Origin of the sequence: Delftia sp. WSY_10 (assembly GCF_043104705.1) — a bacterium.
Classification (GTDB): Bacteria; Pseudomonadota; Gammaproteobacteria; order Burkholderiales; family Burkholderiaceae_C; genus Comamonas; species Comamonas tsuruhatensis.
Genome location: NZ_JBICKY010000012.1, coordinates 98,950 through 119,957, shown reverse-complemented (window position 1 = coordinate 119,957; position 21,008 = coordinate 98,950). Strand labels below are relative to the sequence as shown.

At 65.9% G+C, this 21,008-nt stretch carries 17 protein-coding genes; 8 read left to right on the top strand and 9 right to left on the bottom strand.

Annotation, left to right across the window (positions count from 1 at the left end; genetic code table 11):
* Positions 1-83: 83 nt before the first annotated feature.
* Entirely contained in the window at positions 84-1,133 is a 1,050-nt protein-coding gene (locus tag ACF8ML_RS02675) for a bifunctional riboflavin kinase/FAD synthetase (protein ID WP_034399628.1), read from the bottom strand.
* A 157-nt stretch (positions 1,134-1,290) separates the two neighbouring features.
* Between ACF8ML_RS02675 and ACF8ML_RS02670 the strand changes: the two genes are divergently transcribed.
* A complete protein-coding gene (locus ACF8ML_RS02670) occupies positions 1,291-1,899 on the top strand; it encodes an HNH endonuclease (protein WP_016445747.1) in 609 nt (202 codons plus the stop codon).
* A gap of 9 nt (positions 1,900-1,908) precedes the next feature.
* Here the strand turns inward: ACF8ML_RS02670 and ACF8ML_RS02665 are convergent, their stop codons facing one another.
* The 3 genes from ACF8ML_RS02665 to ACF8ML_RS02655 all read right to left on the bottom strand — a co-directional run bounded on the left by ACF8ML_RS02665 (position 1,909) and on the right by ACF8ML_RS02655 (position 7,375).
* Complete coding sequence (locus ACF8ML_RS02665; RefSeq protein ID WP_392406212.1) at positions 1,909-3,225, bottom strand: methyltransferase domain-containing protein; 1,317 nt, start codon at positions 3,223-3,225, stop codon at positions 1,909-1,911.
* Positions 3,226-3,338: 113 nt separating this feature from the next.
* Positions 3,339-5,408: an ATP-binding protein gene (locus ACF8ML_RS02660; protein WP_392406210.1), complete on the bottom strand. Its 2,070-nt coding sequence runs from the start codon at positions 5,406-5,408 to the stop codon at positions 3,339-3,341.
* Positions 5,396-7,375 (bottom strand): ATP-binding protein, encoded by a 1,980-nt coding sequence (locus ACF8ML_RS02655; protein ID WP_047326582.1) that lies wholly within the window; start codon positions 7,373-7,375, stop codon positions 5,396-5,398. Before ACF8ML_RS02655 ends, ACF8ML_RS02660 begins: the two co-directional genes overlap by 13 nt.
* Before the next feature lie 168 nt (positions 7,376-7,543).
* Here ACF8ML_RS02655 and ACF8ML_RS02650 point away from each other — a divergent pair, with 168 nt between their 5' ends.
* From ACF8ML_RS02650 to ACF8ML_RS02640, 3 genes are all read left to right on the top strand, one after another.
* The gene (locus ACF8ML_RS02650) at positions 7,544-8,245 is read left to right on the top strand and encodes a response regulator transcription factor (protein WP_016445751.1); all 702 of its coding nucleotides are present in this window, start codon (positions 7,544-7,546) and stop codon (positions 8,243-8,245) included.
* A 347-nt stretch (positions 8,246-8,592) separates the two neighbouring features.
* The gene (locus ACF8ML_RS02645) at positions 8,593-10,908 is read left to right on the top strand and encodes an IPTL-CTERM sorting domain-containing protein (protein ID WP_392406208.1); all 2,316 of its coding nucleotides are present in this window, start codon (positions 8,593-8,595) and stop codon (positions 10,906-10,908) included.
* 124 nt (positions 10,909-11,032) lie between these two features.
* Positions 11,033-11,980: a bestrophin family protein gene (locus tag ACF8ML_RS02640; RefSeq protein WP_016445753.1), complete on the top strand. Its 948-nt coding sequence runs from the start codon at positions 11,033-11,035 to the stop codon at positions 11,978-11,980.
* Positions 11,981-12,093: 113 nt separating this feature from the next.
* Here ACF8ML_RS02640 and ACF8ML_RS02635 read toward each other — a convergent pair whose 3' ends face one another.
* From ACF8ML_RS02635 to ACF8ML_RS02625, 3 genes are all read right to left on the bottom strand, one after another.
* On the bottom strand, positions 12,094-13,209 hold the full coding sequence (locus tag ACF8ML_RS02635) for an acyl-CoA dehydrogenase family protein (protein ID WP_016451097.1): 1,116 nt from the start codon (positions 13,207-13,209) through the stop codon (positions 12,094-12,096).
* Positions 13,210-13,278: 69 nt separating this feature from the next.
* Positions 13,279-14,460 carry an acyl-CoA dehydrogenase family protein gene (locus tag ACF8ML_RS02630; RefSeq protein WP_016445755.1) on the bottom strand — a complete coding sequence of 394 codons (1,182 nt, stop codon included), beginning with the start codon at positions 14,458-14,460 and terminating at the stop codon, positions 13,279-13,281.
* A 109-nt stretch (positions 14,461-14,569) separates the two neighbouring features.
* Complete coding sequence (locus tag ACF8ML_RS02625) at positions 14,570-15,250, bottom strand: YceH family protein (protein WP_016445756.1); 681 nt, start codon at positions 15,248-15,250, stop codon at positions 14,570-14,572.
* A 96-nt stretch (positions 15,251-15,346) separates the two neighbouring features.
* On the opposite strand from ACF8ML_RS02625, the gene purN reads away from it, so the two are divergent.
* A complete protein-coding gene (purN, locus tag ACF8ML_RS02620) occupies positions 15,347-15,925 on the top strand; it encodes a phosphoribosylglycinamide formyltransferase (RefSeq protein ID WP_016445757.1) in 579 nt (192 codons plus the stop codon).
* A 7-nt stretch (positions 15,926-15,932) separates the two neighbouring features.
* Here the strand turns inward: purN and ACF8ML_RS02615 are convergent, their stop codons facing one another.
* Positions 15,933-16,205 (bottom strand): DUF1653 domain-containing protein, encoded by a 273-nt coding sequence (locus ACF8ML_RS02615; protein WP_016445758.1) that lies wholly within the window; start codon positions 16,203-16,205, stop codon positions 15,933-15,935.
* A gap of 92 nt (positions 16,206-16,297) precedes the next feature.
* Here ACF8ML_RS02615 and ACF8ML_RS02610 point away from each other — a divergent pair, with 92 nt between their 5' ends.
* Positions 16,298-17,626: an RsmB/NOP family class I SAM-dependent RNA methyltransferase gene (locus ACF8ML_RS02610; protein WP_016445759.1), complete on the top strand. Its 1,329-nt coding sequence runs from the start codon at positions 16,298-16,300 to the stop codon at positions 17,624-17,626.
* 116 nt (positions 17,627-17,742) lie between these two features.
* Positions 17,743-18,966: a fatty acid desaturase gene (locus ACF8ML_RS02605; protein ID WP_016445760.1), complete on the top strand. Its 1,224-nt coding sequence runs from the start codon at positions 17,743-17,745 to the stop codon at positions 18,964-18,966.
* On the opposite strand, the gene ACF8ML_RS02600 is transcribed toward ACF8ML_RS02605, so the two are convergent.
* Positions 18,941-19,309, bottom strand: a complete 369-nt coding sequence (locus ACF8ML_RS02600) for a hypothetical protein (protein ID WP_016445761.1) — start codon at positions 19,307-19,309, stop codon at positions 18,941-18,943. The two genes, ACF8ML_RS02605 and ACF8ML_RS02600, sit on opposite strands and share 26 nt — an antisense overlap.
* Positions 19,310-19,520: 211 nt before the next feature.
* Here ACF8ML_RS02600 and ACF8ML_RS02595 point away from each other — a divergent pair, with 211 nt between their 5' ends.
* Positions 19,521-21,005, top strand: coding sequence for a PLP-dependent aminotransferase family protein (locus tag ACF8ML_RS02595; protein WP_392406202.1), 1,485 nt, complete (start codon positions 19,521-19,523; stop codon positions 21,003-21,005).
* Positions 21,006-21,008 lie beyond the last annotated feature (3 nt).

The following is a 21,008-nucleotide window of genomic DNA, read 5'->3' as shown; positions in this document are numbered from 1 at the left end:
GAGCCCGGACCGTCTGGTCCAGGCACGGGAAAAAGGGGAGGAAGCCTGGTGCGCACCCGCGCCCGGGCAGGTGACGGAGATCGTCAAATTCGGTCGCGCGTGGTCTGGCGACGGGTCTCGGTGTAGATGGGTGTGTGGATGGTGGCGAAGAACGCGCGCGCGTCATCGCAGTCCTTGGCGATGCCGGCGGTGAGGGCGTCGAGACTGTCGTACTTCAGCTCGTCGTGCAGTTTGTGCAGAAGTTCCACGCGGATGATTTTACCGTAGGCCTCTTCGCCACCCGGCGCGCCGGGCCAATCGAGGCAGTGGGTTTCCAGCAGGACGCGCCCGCCGTTGACATCCGTCGGGTCCAGGGAAGGGCGCACACCGAGGTTGGCCACGCCGCGCAGAGGACGCTCATGCAGTCCGTGGACCAGCACCGCGAAGATGCCGCTGGCCGCGGGCTTCCAATGGTTGAAGCGCAGGTTCAGCGTTCGAAAGCCGTCGCCCGCGCCCTGGCGGCTTTCGGCCAGGCTGCGGCCCAGCTTGCGCCCGTGGACCACATGGCCGGAGATGGTGTAGGGATGACCCAGCAGCCGCGCCGCATCCTGCATGCGCCCCTCGGCCAGGGCGCAGCGCACATGGGTGCTGGACACGCGCAGGCCATGCACTTCGTAGCTGTTCATGCGGGCCACGTCAAAGCCCTGGCGCTGGCCTGCCGCGTCCAGCATGGCGTAGTCGCCCGCGCGCTGGGCGCCGAAGCGGAAATCGTCGCCGACCAGCACGTATTTCGCGCCCAGGCCGGCCACCAGCACCTCATCGATGAAGGCCTGGGGCGCCTGGCTGGCCAGCGCCCGGTTGAAGGGCAGCACCACGGTCTGGTCCACGCCGCAGCGCTGCAGCTCCGACAGCTTGTCGCGCAGCGTGCCTATGCGCGCCGGCGCGATCTCGGGCCGGCCCAGGGCCTGGGCGAAGTAGTCGCGCGGATGGGGCTCGAAGGTCAGCACGCAGGTGGGCACGCCACGCTGGGCAGCTTCAGCCGACAGCAGGGCCAGCATGGCCTGGTGACCCCGGTGAACACCATCGAAATTGCCGATGGTGACGGCGCAGGCCGGTTCTCGCCCTGGATGGTTGAAGCCTCGAAAAATCTTCATGGGACGCTTTGTTTTCAATAGCGGCTGGCACGCGCGCAGCCAGCGCAGGCTGTCAATCCGACACGGAAACAGAGTATATTGCCTCGATAAGGCCTGCCTTGCAGGCCCTGTGCACTGGCTGCATTCCCGTTCACCTTGGTGTCAGAGGAGGCGTGTCGTGAAGGTCTTGAAGCTGTCGGCCCAAGGGCTGCCCCAATCCTGGATTACGCTGGAGCAGGCGGCGCTGCATTACGCGGCGGACGATGTGCGCTGGGAGTCCGGCGGGGAAGTCGCCTGTTTCCGCGGTGGCCACAATGCCGTCACGGGCTGCCAGTCGGTCATCCACATCAACAGCATCATCGGCACGCGCGGTGCGCCCTCCATCAATCCGCACAGCCTGCAGCCGGGCCTGACCAACGGCAAGCTGTTCGCACGCGACCGCTGCATCTGCGCCTACTGCGGCCGGGTCTTCCATGAAAACGACCTCACGCGCGAACACATCGTGCCCATCTCCGCAGGCGGCGGCCATCACTGGATGAATCTGGTGACTGCCTGCCGTTCCTGCAACCACCGCAAGGGCGCCCGCACGCCTGAACAGGCGCGCATGCCCCTGCTCTACACGCCCTATGTACCCAGCCTCTGGGAAGACTTCATCCTGCGCAACCGGCGGATTCTGGCGGACCAGATGGAGTTTCTGCTTCTGCATGTGCCCAGAAGCTCGCGCTGGGCGCGCGATAGCCTCGTCGGGGACGGTGGGGCGCCCACGCACGAGGTGGCGTGGGCTTGATGAGAACTGTCAGGCAGCGGTCTTGGTTGCGGTCACGACGAAGCCCTGAACCGGTTGCCCGCCTTCCTGCCGCAGCACCAGTTCCTCGGTCGATACGCTGAAGCCCGCTTGCTTGCACAGTGCTTCGATATGGCTGCGCTTGTGGGCGTAGCGCTCGCTGGGCTGAAGAATGAGGTCCGGGCCATCTTCCGGAGCTGTTTCGCATGAGAAGATGAACTCGCCGCCGGTCTTGAGAATGCGTGCCGCATTGGGGATGACCGGCTGAGAGTCACCGATGTAGACCAGCACATCCAGGCAGGTGATCACATCGTATTCCTGGTCTGGTGTATTGCTCAACGCATCCAGCAGGTTGACATGGTGAAAACGGTCATAGACGCCATGCTTGGCTGCCTGCTCGATCATCTTGAGAGAGCTGTCCACACCAATCAGGTAACCTTGCATGGGGCCAAGGCAAAGCCCCAGCAAGCCAGTGCCACATCCCAGGTCGAGCACATTGACATCTTTTTCCGGATGACGTGCAGTCAATTGCTGCGCAACAAGTTTGGGCAGTTGGTAGCCCAATCCCTGGACCAGATGCTGGTCAAACTTGTCCGCCATATTGTCGAACAAGGTCCGGTGCATTTCCTCTGGCAGATGCGCCGGAGTCGTTCCCTTTGCCAATGCCGCGTAATATGCCAGGGTGGCATCTTCCGGGAATTGCTCTTCCAGTATCCGGATGTCACCCAGGGCATCCGAGGCCTGACCGTGCGCCACGATGTGCTTGATCCGCCCCATTCTGAATTGCGGCTGCTGAGGATGCTCTTCCACCAATGCATTCCACATCTGCAATGCTTGCGCATGCTCCCCAAGGTTGCCCAGATCGCTGGCCAGATGCTTGCGCAGCGTGGCATCACCCGCATGCATTTCTAGGCCTCGACGCAGGTGCCTGACGGCCATCTGCAGATTCCCGGCACGGTGCGCAATATCGATCACGCCAGCGAGCACCTGGGAATTTTGGGGCTCAATGCGGGACACCTTTTCTGCCAGTTCAATGGCTGAATCGAACTGACCATGCCTTGCGCGAAAGAGTGCTGTCTCCAGCAGGCCCGGCCCCCACATGGGTGCCAGCTCAAGGCATCTTGCGAAGGCTTCTTCGGCCTTGGCGTGGTTCCCGGCCTTTTCAGCCATCAGTCCGCCCAACATGAAGACGCGAGCGTCACCAGGCACTTGGCGGTGAGCCTTGTTCAGAGTCTGGGCGGCTTTTTGCAGGTCGCCTTTCGCGATCTGCTGGCGAGCCATTTCCAGGTGCTTGCGGTTGATATCGGCGGGGATGGAAGTAGCGCTCATGGACAGGTGTGTGTTTATGGCCAGGATGAGGCGGGCCTTGATGGCGGCAAATGCCGACAGGCCACGCCAGTGGCGAACTTTTCATTATCGTGGATTCTTCGCCGCATCATGTTTCAAGCCGCTGTCTGCAAGGTTTTGGACTGCGCAGCGGGAGCGGGATGCGGCGGCAGCGTGAGCGTGAAGCTCGTGCCACCCTCCGGTGAAGGTGCCGCCTGTATGTCGCCGCCATGCAGTCGCGCAATGCGTCGGGCGACCCACAGGCCCAGGCCGAAGCCGCGGGCCTGGTCGGAGCGGTGGCCGCGCTCGAAGCGCTCGAAGATGCGCAGCGCCAGCTCGGGCGCCAGGCCTGGGCCCTGGTCGCTGACGGTGAGTTCCAGCTGACCACGGTCGTCGGTGCGCGCGCGCACGGTGATTTCTCCGGCCTTGGCGTACTTCACGGCGTTGTCCACGAGGTTGGACAGTGCGATGCGGATGAGCGTGGAGTCGCACTCCCAGATGGCGGGCGCCTGCGCGCTGTCCAGGCGCAGACGGTGGCGGCGAGACCAGTGCACGAGCTGCGCGGCATCATCGACCAGCTCCATGACGGGAGCGCGGTGCAACTGCAGCCTGAAGGCGGGAGCGTCCAGGCGGTCGCTGATCAGGCAGTTGTCCACCAGGGCCGTGAGGCGTCTGCAGGCGCGCCGGATCTGGGCGGCGCGTTCGAGCTGGGAGTCGATGTCGGGGGAGGGAAAGGAAAGTTGCTCGGTGGCGGCACTGTCCACCACGGCCAGCGGCGTGCGGAACTCATGGTTGACCATGTTGAAGAACTGCCGCTGCTCCAGTCGCAGCGTGCGTTCGCTGTGCAGCGCCGCCTGCAGCGCGTTCTGCGCCCGCAGCAGCTCGGCCGTGCGCAGCCGCACGCGCTCTTCCAGCGCATGCTCGGATTTGGCCAGGGATTCGAGCAGTTGTGCCTGGCGCGCCATGGAGTCCCGGAATTTCTGGATCAGGCCGGCGCCGACGGCCACGGTGATCACGATGTTGACCAGCAAGGTGTTGAGCTGCCAGAAAACGCTGGTCTCTATGGTGGGCAGGCTGGCAAGGCCCACATAGGCTGCCGTCACATACAGCCCCATGAGCCCGTACATGGTGCTGGGAACGACCATCAGCACATGCACCAGGCTGGCACGATCGCGCAGCAGATTGCTCCATGCGACCACCGCAAACAGCGCGCTGATGGCCCAGGGCGCGCCGACCCCTATCCAGGCCCAGTCCTGGTAGCGGCCGAGCGGGATGCTTGGCAGGCACAGCAACGGGATGATTCCCAGGGCGAGCAGGGCCCGGTCCATGCGCCGCCAGCGTGTGTCGCGGGTCAGCAGCTCGCGCATCTGCCAGGCCAGGGCGGCGGGAAGCATCAGGGTGCCAAGGCTGACGCACAGATGGCCCCAGTGCGCCAGATGGTCGGGCAGCCAGATCTGCAGGTAGCCCCGGTCGCTGGCGCCGTGTATCAGTACGGCGATGGCTGCCACGGCCATGGCGGCCAGTTTGCGCAACCGCAAGGCCAGGGCTGCCCCGATGATCAGCAGGGCCAGCATGAGGTTGATGCCCTGGTGGATGCCCGATGCCCATTCCACGGCCGAGAACTGCGTCATCAGACCGCTGCTGCGCCAGATCGTGGCGTCCAGCTGCATGGGGCTTGAGGTCTGCACGCGCAGGATGAAGGGCTGGTCCGTGTACAGCGGAAACACGAGCTGGCGCACATGGACCCGTGGTTCGCCGGTTGCCGTATCGCCGCTGCTGCGCATGCGCCAGGCGCCGTCCATGTACTGGTACAGCGCGACCTGGTCCAGGTAGCTGGGCAGGATCTCCAGCCACAGAGGGTCCTGCTCGGGGTCGATCTTCCCGGCCGCGATATAGGGAGCCTGCACCTTGAGCCAATACACATCGTGCGTGTAGCCCTTGTTCAGCGGTGTGTCGAGCGCGGTGAAGTCCGTATCGGGCAGGGCTGCCACCTGGTCGATGGTGAGGCTGCCCTGCGCATCGACAAGCGCCAGCATGGGCAGGTCCGTGCCCAGCTGCAGGCGCTTGGCTGGAAGGGACTGCCAGGCCGGACTGAGGATGAAGCAGACCACCAGCACCAGCGAAAACACCAGCCAGCCCGGCAGCGCCAGACGGTTCAGGACACGCAGCAGGTTCAGGATACGCATGGCGAGGCGGGCTGTGTTGCAGCTGTGGCAAGGCCGCTGTCTTCGGGAATGCTGCAGGGCAGCGTCAGCGTGAAGCAGGTGCCTCCGCCCGCAGCTGGCGTGACCTGCACATCGCCGCCATGCATCTGGGCCACGCGCCGGGCCACCCACAGGCCCAGGCCGAAGCCTCGGGTCTGGTCCGAGCGCTCTCCGCGCTCGTGCAGCTCGAAGATGCGCTGCGCCAGCTCGGGCGCCAGGCCAGGGCCCTCGTCGCTGACGGTGAGCTCCAGCCGGCCCTGCCCGTCCAGGCGGGCACACACGGCGATTTCGCCGGCCTGGGCGTATTTCACGGCGTTGTCCACGAGGTTGGACAGGGCGATGCGCACCAGCGTGGGATCGCACTGCCAGGAGGCGGGGATGCCCGCAGTCTCCAGTCTCAGATGATGGCGGCGCGACCAGTGCACGAGCTGTACGGCATCGTCGATCAGGTCCGTCACCGGAACCCGGTCGAGCTGCAGCCGGAACGCAGGCGCGTCCAGGCGGTCGCTGACCAGGCAGTTGTCCACCAGGGCCGTGAGGCGCCTGCAGGCACGCCGGATCTGGGCGGCCCGCTCCAGTTGGGAGTCGATATCGGTGGACGGAAAGGTCAACTGCTCCGTGGCCGCGCTGTCCACCACGGCCAGCGGCGTGCGGAATTCATGGTTGACCATGTTGAAGAACTGGCGCTGCTCCAGCCGCAGGGTGCGTTCGCCGTGCAGCGCGGCCTGCAGCGCGTTCTGTGCATGCAGCAGCTCGGCCGTGCGTGTGCGTACCCGGCCTTCGAGCGCGTGCTCGGAGCGGGCCAATGACTCCACCAGTTGCGCCTGCCTGTCCATGGAGTTCTGGAATTTCTCGACCAGGCTGGCGCCCACGGCAATGATGATGAGGATGTACAGCAGCAGCGATTCCAGTTGCCAGTACATGCCGGCTTCGATGTCGGAGGACACCAGCCCCGTGAACGCTGCAGCCACGTGGATGCCCATGACCGCATGCAGCGTGTAGGGAATCAGCACCAGCAGGTTGACGATGCTGGGGCCCTGGCGGAGCAGGTTCTTCCAGGCCACCAGAGCGCTCAGCATGCTGGCCATCCAGGGGACGCTGACTCCGAGCCAGGCCCATTGCGTGTAGTGCCCCATGGGAATGCTGAGCAAGGCCAGCAGCGGCGCCAAGGTCAGCAGCACCAGCATGCGGTCGATGCGGCGCCAGATCGTGCCGCGCGTCAAGGTCTCGCGTGCCTGCCAGGCAAAGGCGGCAGGCAGCAGGAAGACGCCCACGCTCACCCAGATATCCGCATGCGGCGCCCAGGGCTCGGGCAGCCACAGCTGGGCATAGCCGCGCACATTGGCGTTGTGGGTCAGAACCACGAACGCCAGCAGCGTCATGGCCATCAGGCTGCGCATGCGAAGGGCCAGGGCTGCGCCGGCGATCAGCAAGGTCAGCACCAGGTTCACGCCCTGGTGCACCCCCGAGGCCCACTCCACGCTGGACAGCCAGGCCATCAGCCCCGTGCTGCGCCAGACCGTGGCGTACAGCTGCATGGCGCTGCTGGTCTCGATGCGCAGCACAAAGGGCTGGCCGGCGCGCAGTGGAAACACCAGCTGGCGCACATGGATGCGCTGGGCCATGGGCACCGTGTCGCCGCTTTCGCGTGCCTGCCACAGGCCATTCGCCTGCTGGTAGAGCGTGACCCTGTCCAGATAGGTGGGCGTGATCTCCAGCCACAGCGGATCATTGCCGGCCAGCGCACTGGCGGGTGCGAGGGCAGGCATGGCAACCCTCACCCAGTAAGCCTGGCGGGTATAGCCCTCGTTCAGAGGCGTGCGCCGGGTTTCGAAGGCATCATCGGGCAGGGCCGCGACCTGTTCAATGGTCATGCTGCGGCCCGCATCGGCAAGCACCTGCATCGGCAGGTCCTTGCCCAGACGCAGTCCCTTGTCAGGGGGAGACATGGTTGCCGGGCTCAGCACGAAAAATGCGAGCAGCCCGAGCGATACCGTGATCCATGCAATAAAAGTAAATTTTTGTGTGTTTCTCTGAACTGTGAGCATTCGAGAGTGTTCGTGCATGGCGGCGGACGTTCACCCCAATGAAAATCCGCGCACCAATAGGCAAACATCATGCAGCAGACACTAGAGCCATCGATCGAGTTCACCGTCGCCGTCGTAGAGGACGACGAGGATATTCGTATCAATGTGTGTCGATTTTTAACAAAGTCTGGCCTGCATGCCTGGGGCACGGATTCTGCAGAAGACTTCTACATAAAGCTACTGCGCGAGAAGGCAGATCTGGTCGTCGTCGACCTGGGTCTGCCCGGCGAGGACGGGTTGAGCCTGGTCAAGCGCCTGGCCGAGCAGGAGATCCCCGTGGTGGTGCTCACGGCACGCGGCGATCTGGACAGCCGCATTGCCGGCCTCAATGCCGGCGCGCTGCAGTACTTCGTCAAGCCCACCGACATGAACGAGCTGGTGGCCGGCATCCGCTCCCAGCTTCGCCGCAACACCGGTCAGCCGGGCAGGGCGTCCGCCCCATTCCTGACCTGGCGCCTTGACCCCCTGTCGGCCTGCATGGTCGCACCCAACCACCAGATCATTGCCCTGACCAGCCGCGAGCTGGAATTGCTCGGCTGCCTGATGGCAACCCCTGGGACCATGGTGTCCAAGCAGACCCTGATCGAGGCCATGGGCTATGCCGATGTGGATGACGGTTTTCATCGCATTGAATCGCAGTTGACGCGGCTTCGCCGCAAGACCCTGGATATCTCCGGGCTGGCCCTGCCGGTGAGGGCCGTGTTCGGTCGAGGGCTGGTGTTCGTGCCTTAGGCGCCTTTTTCTTCTCCATTTCAGCTTTTTGAACCGCTGCCGTCCGGGCATGCGGAAGGGATTCGTTCGCCCATTTTTTTGCTGCAAAAGCGCGTGCGCGTGATTGGGCGGCTTGGTGCTGGCGGTGTGCGCAAGCCGGCGGCGTGGGCCGTCGGGGTTTTCATCCGTGATCAAACACACATGAAGAGAGGAATGGTATGGCGAGACAGAGTTTGCATATCCGGCCCACAGGGCCGCGCATGAACGCTTGGAGGCAGGCGAGACGCCTGATCGCGGCTGGCACCCTGGCGGTGATCGGTGCGGGGGCACAGGCGGCGTTTCTGAATGGTGATTTCGAGACGGGAGACTTGACTGGCTGGACGGCTCAGGCCTGGACCAACAATGGGACCCAGACCAATCCGAAGAGCCTGAGCGAGTTGCTTTTGCAGCCGCCCGGCAGCAAGGTTCATCTGGTCGAAATCGACAGCGGCTCGGAAGGCGCTGCAGACGAAGTCCTGTTCCGGGGTGACGCCGGCCAGTCCGCCCTCAAACTGACTTTGGCAGGCTCCCACTCTGCCCGCATCAACCTCAAGGCGAACAGCACCACCCCAGCCAGCAACGTGATACCGCGGTCCAACAATGTCACGGGGGGACTCGCCGGCTGGACCCAGCAGGTCAATACGGCAAGTTCCATCACCCAGGAAGTGACGCTGACTGCGGATGACATCGACCAGGACGGCAAGATCCACATCCGATTTGTCGCGGCGCCCGTGCTTGAGTACGCCAGCAATCACGGAGGCGAGGATCGCCCCTACTTTGCCATCTCGCTGGTCAAGACCTATGACGCCCAGACCGCCACGGATCTGACGGGCTCACCCCAGGAGTTGTTCTTCAAGTACCACTACGGCGGCGAGCCGGGAGCACCCTGGAAGACCTTTACCGACAAGGGCGGTGCCATCCAGAACTACACCGACCCCCAGGCCTACGATGTCGCTCCTGGCAATGCCTACCTGCGGGTAGGCGACAAGGTCAGGCTGCAGGCCGTGGCCTCGGCCTGCAGTGCCGGTGGCCACGCAGGCCATCTGTACGTTGACAACTTCGGCACGACCCTGCCCAAGACCTTGTGGATCAGCGCGTCCGGGCCTGTCAGCGCGCCCAAGGCGGACGGCACGGAGATCACCTACACCTATACCTATACGAACAACGGCAGCACCCCGGTGAACAACGTGAAGGTCACGCCCGCCATGCCCGTGGGCACGGATGCGGGCGTCAGTCCGACCACGTTCGTGTCGCTGGCCGGCGACGGCGGCGCTTGCACGGCCCCGGCCGTGGGCAGTTCAGACCCTGCCCAGTGCAACTTTGGGACCCTGGCACCCGGGCAGTCGGGCACGTTCACGATGACCGTGAAGGTTCCTGCGGGCACGCCGTCAGACCAGATCAACAACGGCAACTACACCATCGGAGGCGACCTGACCTCGACCCTGCTCGGTGCCATGGTGCAGACCCAATTGCTGGCTCCCGCGGCGAGCAGCGACATGGTGCCTGATGTCTCCGGACTCCCGCCCACCGCCGTGGTCGGCGTCCCCTACACCGGCAGCTTCTCCTGCAAGAACGATGGTGCAGCCAGCGCAGGCCAGGCTATCTGCGATGCCTCCGGTCTGCCCCCTGGTGTGACGGCAGGCCAATGCACGATAGACGGCGCGGCCTGGATGCAGCCCGCCGTGGTGCCTGTGGGCAAGACGGTGGTCTGCCTGGTCTCCGGCACACCGACGGGTCCAGGCGGCAGCTCGACGGTCACGGTGACCACGGGCGGCGACAACGACCTGACCCCGGGCAACAACACGGCCACATCGAACATCACGGTCACCACAGCGCCGGACATGCAGGTCAATCTGAGCGGACTGCCCTCCACCTCGCCGCTGAACATTCCCTATAGCGGCAGCTTCACCTGCAGCAACCAGGGCCTGGCCAACGCCGTGAGCGGCACCTCCTGCGCCGTCACCGGCCTGCCGGCTGGCGTGACGCAAGGCGCATGCTCCATCAGCCCCGGCAATGCCGCGTGGGTGGCGGGCAATGCGGTGCCGGTGGGAGCCACGGTCACCTGCCAGGTGAGCGGTACGCCCACGGCTGCAGGTTCGTCCACGGTCACGGGCACCACGGGCGCAACGGATGATTCGAATGCGGCAAACAACACCGCGACCATGAATGTGTCCACCGTTGCAGTGCCCGACATGGGCGTCGATCTGAGCGGCCTGCCGACCGCGTTCACTGCCGGCACGCCCTACAGCGGCCGTTTTGTCTGCAAGAACCAGGGCTCGGCCGATGCATCGGCAGGCACCTCGTGCGCAGTCACGGGACTGCCGCCTGGCGTCAGCCAGGGCGCTTGCCGCATCAGCCCCTCCAATGCAGCCTGGTCCGCAGGGGATGCCGTGCCTGCGGGCGCCAGCGTGACCTGCACGGTCAGCGGAACGCCCAGCTCCGTGGGGGCGGTGGCACTGACGGGCAGCACCGGTGCGACCGGAGATGCCAACCCGGCCAACAACACGGCTTCACGCGCGGTGGCCGTGGCCGTATCGCCCGCCTCCATCCCCACCCTCTCCGAATGGGGCCTGATCCTGATGTCCGGCTTGATGGGCATCATGGGCTGGGGCATGGTGCGCCGCCGCTGCTTCAACGCGCTGTGACCGGCAACCGGTCGTGACGCAGGGCGCCCTTCGGGGCGCCTTTTTTTTGGTTCGGAGCATGGCCGCAGCCCATTGACATGCTCAATATGTGATCGAATAAGGGTTTATACCTAGCATTCGCCCCATGATCGTCCGTGATCGCCCCGCCGGCCTCAGGCTGTTTCTGATTTTGCGGGGCTCGGTGCTCCAGCGCATCCAGGTCACGCTGCTCGTGAACATCGTGTTTGCCGCCATCATCACCCTGGTGCACGGCAATCTCTTCGACGTGAAGATCACGGTGACGCCCATCCCCTTCACGCTGATCGGCCTGCCGCTGGCCATCTTCCTGGGGTTTCGCAACAACACCGCCTACGACCGCTACTGGGAAGGGCGCAAGCTCTGGGGAGAGATGGTGATCTGCGCGCGCACGCTGGCGCGCCAGTGCCAGAGCCTGATTGCGCTGGACACGGTGCCCGATCCCCGGCGCCGCGACAGCGACGTGCGCGTGCGCATGGTGCACCGGGCTGTTGCCTTCGCGCATTCGCTGCGGTCCCAGCTGCGGGGCCTGCACGACGATGCCGAAGCCGGCCGCTGGCTCGTGGACAGGGAATGGCGCCAAATCCAGGCCCTGCCGCTGGAGCAGCGCTGCGACGCACTGATGATGTCCATGGGGCATGACCTGGCGCAGTGTGTGCGCCGTGGCGAGATGGAGCCCTGCCTGGCCGCGTCAATGGACAAGACCTTCACACGCATGACGGCCGCTGCCGCCTCGTGCGAGCGCATACGCAACACGCCCATGCCGTTCTCGTATGCGCTGCTGCTGCACCGCACGGCCTATATGTACTGCTTTCTGCTGCCGTTCGGCCTGGTGGACACGACCGGGTTCATGACGCCCTTTGTCGTGGCCATCGTGGCCTACACCTTCTATGGGCTCGACGCCCTTGGCGATGAACTCGAAGAGCCCTTTGGCCTGGAGAGCAACGACCTGCCGCTGGACACCATCTGCCGCTCCATCGAGATCAGCCTGGGCCGCACGCTGGGCGAGACGGATCTGCCCGCGCCGCTCAGGCCCGAGGGCTACAGGCTGACCTGAGGCGGCGGGCAAGCATGGGAAAAAGCAAAGGCCCATGAAAAGCCCATGAAAAGCCCATGAAAAAGCCCCGCAGTTTCCTGCGGGGTCTGGTGGTCTGAAGCTGGACCCGAGGCTCAGGCAAACACGCCGGCCGTGTCCTGCATCTTCCCGGACACGATGCCCAGATGGTGCAGCGTGTCCCCACCCGTCATCTCCATCTGCGTCAGGCGCTTGAAGTAGTGGCTGCCTGCGTACTCGTCGGTCACGCCGATGCCGCCGTGCAGCTGCACCGACTGCTGGCCCACATAGCGCAGCGACTGGCCCAGCTGGACCTTGGCGCGCGCGATGGCCACGTGGCGCTCCGCCTCGGGCGTGTTCATCTTGAGGCTGGCGTAGTAGCTCATGGAGCGGGCCAGCTCCAGCTGCATCTTCATGTCCGCCACGCGGTGGCGCAGGGCCTGGAAGCTGGCGATCACCGTGTTGAACTGCTTGCGCTGGTTCATGTACTCGGTGGTGAGCTTCAGTGTCTGCTCCATGGCGCCCACGCCTTCGGCGCACAGGGCGGCGTTGGCCACGTCCTGGGCCAGCGTCAGGGCGGCCAGGCCATCGGTCGTCACCAGCGTGGCGGGAGCCGCCTGGCAGCGCAGCTCGGCGGCGCGGCTGCCATCCTGGGTCCGGTAGCCCTGGGTGCTGACGCCGCTGGCGCCGCGCTCCACCAGGAAGAGGGCGATCTTGCCGTCCAGCTGGGCCGGCACCAGGAAGGCATCGGCCGCGTCGCCTGCGGGCACCACGCTCTTGGTGGCATCCACCGTGTAGCCGCTGCCGCTCTTGCCGGCCGTGGCCGCGCAGACGTCGAGCCGGTAACGGGCCTGGCGCTCCTGGTGTGCCAGCACGACCAGGGCCTCGCCGCTGGCCACGCGCGGCAGCCACTGGCCGGCCACGGAGGCGTCGGCATGCTGGCCGAGCACGCTGGATGCCACGAAGGCCTGTGCCAGCGGCTCCATCACCAGACCGCGGCCCAGCTCTTCCATCACCACCATCACGTCGGTGGCGCCCTGGCCCAGGCCGCCGTGCTCCTCGGGCACGGTCAGTGCCGTCAGGCCCAGTTCGGCCAGCTCGCCCCAGGCCTCGCGCGAGAAGCCGCCCGCCTCGACGATGGAGCGGCGGCGCTCGAAGGTGTAGCCCTTGTCCACCCAGCGGCGCACCGCGTCGCGCAGTTGCTGCTGGTCATCCGAAAAATCAAAGTCCATTTTCTGTCTCCCGAAGCTGATCGAAGCGCGTCCGGCGCACTTCTGGGGTCAGCGAAACTCCAGCCAAAATCAGCCCAGCACCGTCTGAGCGACGATGTTTCTCTGGACCTCGTTGGAGCCGCCGTAGATCGTCGTCTTGCGCATGTTGAAATAGGTCGATGCCAGCGGCGCGTTGTCCGCCACGCCGCCGGGGAAGTCGCCCTGCCAGCCGGCTTCCATGGCTTCTTCGATGAAGGGCAGGCTGAAGGGGCCTGCGGCCAGCATCATCAGCTCGGAGTAGCGCTGCTGGATTTCACTGCCCTTGATCTTGAGCAGGCCGGCGATGTCCAGCGGGTTCTTGCCCGATTTCTCGGCCGACAGCACGCGCAGCACCAGCATCTCCAGCGCCACCACGTCGACTTCGAGCTTGGCGATCTCGTCGCGGAAACGCTGGTCCTCATAGACGCCTTCGGCCTTGGCGATGCGCTTGAGGCGTTCCAGCTCGCGCTTGGCGCGGTTCACGTCGGCGATGTTGGTACGCTCGTGGCTGAGCAGGTGCTTGGCGTAGGTCCAGCCCTTGTTCTCCTCGCCGATCAGGTTCTCGGCCGGCACTTCCACATTGTCGAAGAAGACCTCGTTGACCTCGCACTCGCCGTCCAGCAGCTTGATCGGGCGCACGGTCACGCCAGGGCTCTTCATGTCCACCAGCAGGAAGCTGATGCCGGTCTGGGGCTTGCCCTCGTTGCTGGTGCGCACCAGGCAGAAGATCCATTCGCCGTACTGGCCCAGCGTGGTCCAGGTCTTCTGGCCGTTGACGATGTATTTGTCGCCCACGCGCTCGGCGCGGGTCTTGACGCTGGCCAGGTCCGAGCCCGAGCCCGGCTCCGAGTAGCCCTGGCTCCACCACACTTCGCCGCTGGCAATGCCGGGCAGAAAGCGCTGCTGCTGCTCGGGCGTGCCGTAGGCCATGATCACGGGCGCCACCATCACGGGGCCGAAGGGAATGATGCGCGGCGCGCAGGCCAGGGCACATTCCTCCTCGAACAGGTGCTTTTGCACGGCGTTCCAGCCGGGTCCGCCGAACTGCTTGGGCCAGCCGTAGCCCAGCCAGCCTTTCTTGCCAAGAATCTTGGCCCAGTTCTGCAGGTCGTCGCGCGTCAGGCGCAGCGAATGGCGCACCTTGTGCGCGATGTCCTGGGGCAGGTTGGCCCGCACCCAGGCGCGGACTTCCTCGCGAAAGGACTGTTCTTCAGTGGTAAATGCCAGGTCCATGGACTGTGTCTCCTTCAATCCCGGCTTTTGTAGCACGCGCGTTCTTTTTTGAACTGTCCAGGGCGTGACAACCTATGGCAATCCCTGATGGCTTCACGGCCGCCGGATATCAGGCAGGCTGATCGGGTTCTTCCAGACCCAGCTGGGCGTAGACATGTGCCAGACGTGCCTGCAGCTGGCGTACCTGGGCTTCCAGATCGACCACGCGCTGGGCCAGGGCATCGCCGCGTGCGCCTGCTGCCGCAGGGGCCGAGGCGATCGCGTTCACGTCCACGGGGCCGCACAGCAGGTGGGCCCAGCGTTGTTCGCGCGCGCCGGGCGCGCGGGGCAGCAGGACGACCAGCGGGCCGCCTTTTTCCTCGCTGCGCTCGCGCAGCTCTTCCAGGAAGGCTTCGACCGAGGAGATGTCGGCAAAGCGGTGCCAGCGCTCGGAGTTGATGCGCAGCTCGCCAGCCGTCTGCGGGCCGCGCAGCATCAGCAGGGACAGCAGCACGGCGCTCTGGTCGGGCACACCCACGCCGCGCGGGAAGTTGTGTTCCCAGCGCGTGGCGCGTGCGCTGCTGATCTGCACGGACATGGTGCGCAGGCGCAGGCTGTCCAGCGCTTCCTGGGCTTCGCCCTCGCTGACTTCCATCACCGGATCGCGGCTGCTTTTCTGGTTGCAGCCCGTCACCAGTGCGTTGAGCGTGAGCGGGTAGCTGTCGGGCACGGTACGCGCCTTCTCCATCAGGGTGGCCAGCACGCGGGCTTCGACGGCGGTCAAGGGGGTGGAGCGGGGATCGAATGGCATGGGTCTGAGGGCAAGAGGTGACAAGGCCCGGCAGGGCCATGGGCCTTGCCGGGGCTGGCGCAGGCCGCGCGGCCCGCGGTGCGACAATCGCCGCCCATGAAAAATATCGTGATCCTGATCTCGGGCGGCGGCTCGAACATGGCTGCCATTGTGCGTGCTTCGCAGCAACAGGACTGGGCGCGGCGTTATGGCGCCCGCGTGGCCGCCGTGGTCAGCAACAAGGCCGAGGCTTCGGGCCTCGTTTTCGCGCGCGAGCAGGGCATTGCCACCGAGGTGCTGGACCACCGCCCGTTCCCCAGCCGCGAGGCCTTCGACGCCGAGCTGGCCCAGGTGATCGACCGGCACGCGCCCGCGCTGGTCGTGCTTGCCGGCTTCATGCGCATCCTCACGCCGGGCTTCGTTGCGCATTACGAAGGTCGCATGATCAACATCCACCCGTCGCTGCTGCCCGCCTTCACGGGCCTGCACACGCACCAGCGGGCCATCGATGCAGGCTGCCGCTTCGCCGGCTGCACCGTGCACCGCGTGACGGCCGAGCTGGATGTGGGCCCCATCCTGGAGCAGGCCGTGGTGCCCGTGCTGCCCGGCGACACGGCCCAGGCACTGGCCGCGCGCGTGCTGGTGCAGGAGCACATCATCTACCCGCGCGCCGTGGCGCAGTTGATGCGGGGCTAGGGTCTGCTCACAGGCCTTCGCTCTGAAAGGCCTGCTGCTCCACTTCGGGGCAGCGTGCAAAGCGGGGCTGCTCCACGCCGTTGATGACCACGGTTTCGTTGAACATGGCGGCCGGCCGCACCCACAGGCCGCGCTCGCCGTAGAGCGCGCGGTACAGGGTCATGGACTCGCGCGTTTCGCTGTGGCGCACGGTGGCAAGCACCTCGTAGGGAGCGCCCTTGTAGTGGCGGTACAGGCCCGGGGGCGTGGCAATCAGAGGGGGCAGGTCGTCATCGGTCATGGGGCGCCATGGTAGCCGTGCCAGCCCGGCGTTGCTCCGGGTTCCGACCTGCGCCCCTCTCGGATTTGCAAGGCAGTGGGACAATCGCGGCCATGCATCCCAAACAGCTTCTCGACGCCTGCGCCGAACTGGTCAAGCGCACCCTGACTTTCGAACATCCGGCCGACGCCGTGGTGTCACGCTTTTTCCGTGAAAACCGCAACCTGGGCCCGCGCGAGCGCGCTGCGCTGGCCGAGACCGCCTACACCGTGCTGCGCAAGAAGCTGCTTTTTGAGAGCCTGGCGCGTTCTGGCAGCGGCTCGCGTGAACGCAGGCTGGCCATTTTGGGCTTTGCCCACAGCCAGGAGGCACTGGCCCGCGTGGCTGGCAAGACCGAGCAAGGTGTCAAGGACGCACGCAGCTTCGTGCGCGCCGCGCTGTCGCCGCAGGAGCTGCAATGGCTGGACGCCTGCGAGGCCGTGCGTCCCGACGAACTGATGGAGCCGCACCGCCACAACCTTCCCGAATGGCTGGTCGCGCCGCTACAGCAGCAACTGGGCGATGACTTCTGGGCCTTTGCCCAGAGTATGGAACAGGCCGCGCCGCTGGATCTGCGCGTCAATGCGCTGAACGCCAAGCGTGCCGATGTGCAAAAGGAACTGGCCGATGCCGGCATCGTCGCCGAAGCCACACCTTACTCGCCCTGGGGCCTGCGTGTGCAGGGCAAGCCGGCGCTGGCCCGGATGGACGCTTTCACGCGCGGTGCCATTGAGGTGCAGGACGAAGGCTCGCAACTGCTGGCGCTGATGCTCGATGCCAAGCGCGGCGAAATGGTGGTCGATTTCTGTGCAGGCGCAGGCGGCAAGACCCTGGCCATTGGTGCTTCGATGCGCAGCACGGGGCGTCTGTACGCCTTCGATGTCTCGGGCCACCGGCTCGAGGCCCTGAAGCCGCGCCTGGCGCGCTCGGGCCTGTCGAACGTGCACCCCGCGGCCATCGCCCATGAGCGCGACGACCGCGTCAAGCGCCTGGCCGGAAAGATCGACCGCGTGCTGGTGGATGCGCCCTGCTCGGGCCTGGGCACGCTGCGCCGCAACCCCGACCTCAAGTGGCGCCAGTCGGCCAAGGCCATCGAGGAACTCACGCAAAAGCAGGCGGCCATCCTGGCCAGTGCTGCGCGGCTGGTCAAGCCGGGCGGGCGCCTGGTCTATGCCACCTGTTCGGTCCTGCCCCAGGAAAACGAAGCCATCGCCGACGCCTTTGCAGCGGAGCACTCTGACTTCGTGGCCATGGATGCCGGAGAACTTCTGGCCCAGCTCAAGGTGGAGCGGGGCGATGTGCTGTGCAGCGGCGGCGAGACCGGCACGCAGTACCTGCGCCTGTGGCCCCAGCGCCATGAGACGGACGGGTTTTTCGCCGCCGTTTGGACCCGGAAGCCGTAACTTGCAGACGCAATAAGCTGTAAATCGCGGGAGATTGCCGAACGTCTTCACGGGGGGCTCGCCTAAAATTGAGGCATCGGTGCCACTGGGCGCCGGCTTTGGCAAAGGCTTGGGTCATGTCTGTGGATTTCGCGTCGGTTTGGAATATTGCCCTGGACTGGATGGCCCATGGCCTGTGGCAGCTGTCGTGGTGGCAGCTGCTGCTGTATGCCCTGGTCACCACCCACGTCACGATTGCGGGCGTCACCATCTTCCTGCACCGCTGTCAGGCCCATCGTTCGCTGGACCTGGGGCCGGTGCCCTCGCATTTCTTCCGGTTCTGGTTGTGGTTGGGCACGGGCATGGTCACCAAGGAGTGGGTAGCCATCCACCGCAAGCACCACGCCAAGTGCGAAACCGAGGACGATCCCCACAGCCCGCAAACGCGCGGGCTGGATACCGTGATGCGCCAGGGCGCGGAGCTGTACCGCGAAGAGGCCAAGAACGCCGAGACGCTCAGGAAGTTCGGCCACGGCACGCCCGACGACTGGATCGAGCGTCATCTCTACAGCCGGCATTCGATCTGGGGTCCTTCTCTGATGCTGGTCATCAACGTGCTGCTGTTCGGCGCCATCGGACTGACCATCTGGGCCGTGCAGATGGCCTGGATTCCGTTCTGGGCTGCCGGCGTGGTCAACGGCCTGGGCCATTTCTGGGGCTACCGCAACTTCGAGGCCCAGGATGCCAGCACCAACCTCGTGCCCTGGGGCCTGATCATCGGCGGTGAGGAACTGCACAACAACCACCACACCTATCCGACCTCGGCCAAGTTCTCGGTCAAGCGCTATGAGTTCGATGTGGGCTGGGCCTACATCCGGGCGATGCAGGCGGTCGGCTGGGCCAAGGTCAAGAAAACGCCGCCCAGGCTGGTCATGGGCGCCATCAAGCCTGTGGCCGACGAAAAGACGCTGGAGGCCGTGATCGCCAACCGCTACGAGGTCATGGCCCGCTATGCGCGCGGCGTGCGTGCCGCCGTGCAGTTCGAACTCGATGCGCTCAAGCAGCGCAAGGCGCAGCAGGCCGACCTGTCCTTGCTCAGGACGGCGCGCCGCTGGCTGCACCGCGATGCCGACAAGGTGCCCGCCCAGGCGCAGGACCAGCTGGCCCAGGCGCGCGCCGCCCATCCCGTGCTGGACCAGATGCTGGTCATGCGCGAGGAGCTGCGCCAGCTGTGGCTCAACACCTCGCTGTCGCGCGAGCAGCTGACGGCCCATCTGCAGGCCTGGTGCCATCGCGCCGAGGCCAGCGGCATTGCCGCGCTCAAGGAGTTCTCGGTCAAGCTGCGCGCTGCCCACGCCTGAAGCTGCGAAGCCAGCCGGCAAGCGTCCATTCCCGGGGCCGCATCTTCTCTTCGGAGGCGATGCGGCTTTTTGCTGCGGGGTTCGGCTGCAGTTCCAGACCTGCCGTGGCCTGGGACACGGAGCGGACTCTTATCCGCAGGTCCGCGCCTGCGCGCCAGCCCTGGCCCGGCTGCAGCCTGAGGGTCAGCCCCGGCGCTGCATCGGCCCAGGCCTGCTGCGGGACGCTGATTTCCAGGCTGCCCTGGCGGCAGAACAGCTCGCAGCCCTCCTGCATGGACAGATACAGGTCGTTTCCGGGGGCGAGATGGCGCAGTTCGAAAGAGCGGGTGTGGGCGTTGTGCATGGGTCGTTGTCCTGTAGTTCCAGGCCCCAAGCGTAGGCATTCGGCCCTCTTTGGCACAGGCACAGGCTGTGGTTTGTTGCGCCGCAGCAGTGCAGGCAGTCCATGTTCTGTTCTGCTGCATGGCTTGATGATCTGTATCTGTTGCGTAACAGGGCCTTGAGGCAAGATCTCAGTCAAGCACTTCCATCCCCAGCCGTTTTCCATCCTGCCCATGACCGCCGCAAGCGCCGCCCCCACCCTGTACCGCCGCCTGGCGGCCGACTACAGCCTGGCCATGGAGATGGGCACGCTCAAGGCGGGCGAGCGCATGCCTTCCGTGCGCGAGCTGATGCGCCGCCACGAGGTCAGCCTGTCCACGGCGCTGCAGACGCTGCGGCATCTGGAGGATCTGGGCCAGCTCGAGGCCCGCCCGCGCGTGGGCTACTTCGTTCGCGATGCCCGGCCTGCAGGGCTGGCGCCTGCCAGCGAACCGGATCTGAGCCAGCCCGTGCAGCCGTTGCCACAACAGCACTTTGCGGGCATCAATGAGCACATCTCGCTCATGCTGGAGCGCGGCCGCCAGGCCGATGTGCAGGTGGACCTGGGCGGTGCCACGCCGCCGCCGGAACTGTTCGATCGCGGCTACCTGAACCAGGCGGCTGCCCGGCTGCTGCGCGAGCAGCCCGATCTGCTGGTGCTGGGGCGTTCCATGATGGGCAGCCACCCTGATTTCCAGCGGGCCATGGCGCGGCGCGCGCTGGCGGCGGGCATCCATGTCGCACCGGCCGATGTGCTGGCGACCACGGGCAATTCCGAGGCCGTGAGCCTGGCGCTGGCCGCTGTGGCCTCGCCCGGCGATGTGGTGGCCGTGGAGTCGCCGACCTACTACGGCCTGCTGCAGGTGGTGGAGTCGCTGCAGATGCAGGCGCTGGAGATTCCCTGCAGCCCGCGCACCGGCCTGTCCATCGAGGCGTTGGAGCTGGCCCTGCAGACCCAGCCCCGGCTGAAGGCCGTGGTGGTCGTGCCCGAGCTGCAGATGCCGCTGGGCACGCGCATTCCCGATGAACACAAGGCCAGACTGATCGAGCTGTGCGCCGCCCACGGCGTGGCGCTGATCGAGGACGACTCCTACGGCCTGTTCGTGGAAAGCAGCCAGCCCGTGCGCCCCATCAAGGCCTGGGACCGCCTGCCGGGACATGTGATCTATTGCGAGGCCTTCAACAAGAGCATGGCGCCAGGCCTGCGCCAGGGCTGGATGAACGCCGGCCAGTGGCATGGCCGTGTGCAGATGCTCAAGTTCGCGCGCAGCCGGGGGACCCAGACCCTGGCCCAGTTGCTGGCGGCCGCCTGCGTGGGCTCGCCCGCGCATCTGCGCAATCTGCAGCGCCTGAAGCAGCAGCTGCGGCGCCAGCGCGAGGGCATGGCGCAGCTGGTGGCGCGCTTTTTCCCGTTGGGAACGCGGCTGAGCCTGCCGCCCGGCGGACTCAGCCTGTGGCTGGAGCTTCCGGCTGGCGTGTCCACGTCCGCGCTGTTCACGCAGGCGCTGGCGCGCGGCATACGCACGGCGCCGGGCAGCATGTTCTCCAACTCGGGCCGCTACGAGCACTGCATGCGCCTGGGCTGCACCCTGCCCGTGGATGGCGTGGTCGAGCAGGCCTGCCGCGATCTCGGCGCCATGGCCTGCGCGCAGCTGGGCCAGGCCGCGCGCCACGGGTGAGGG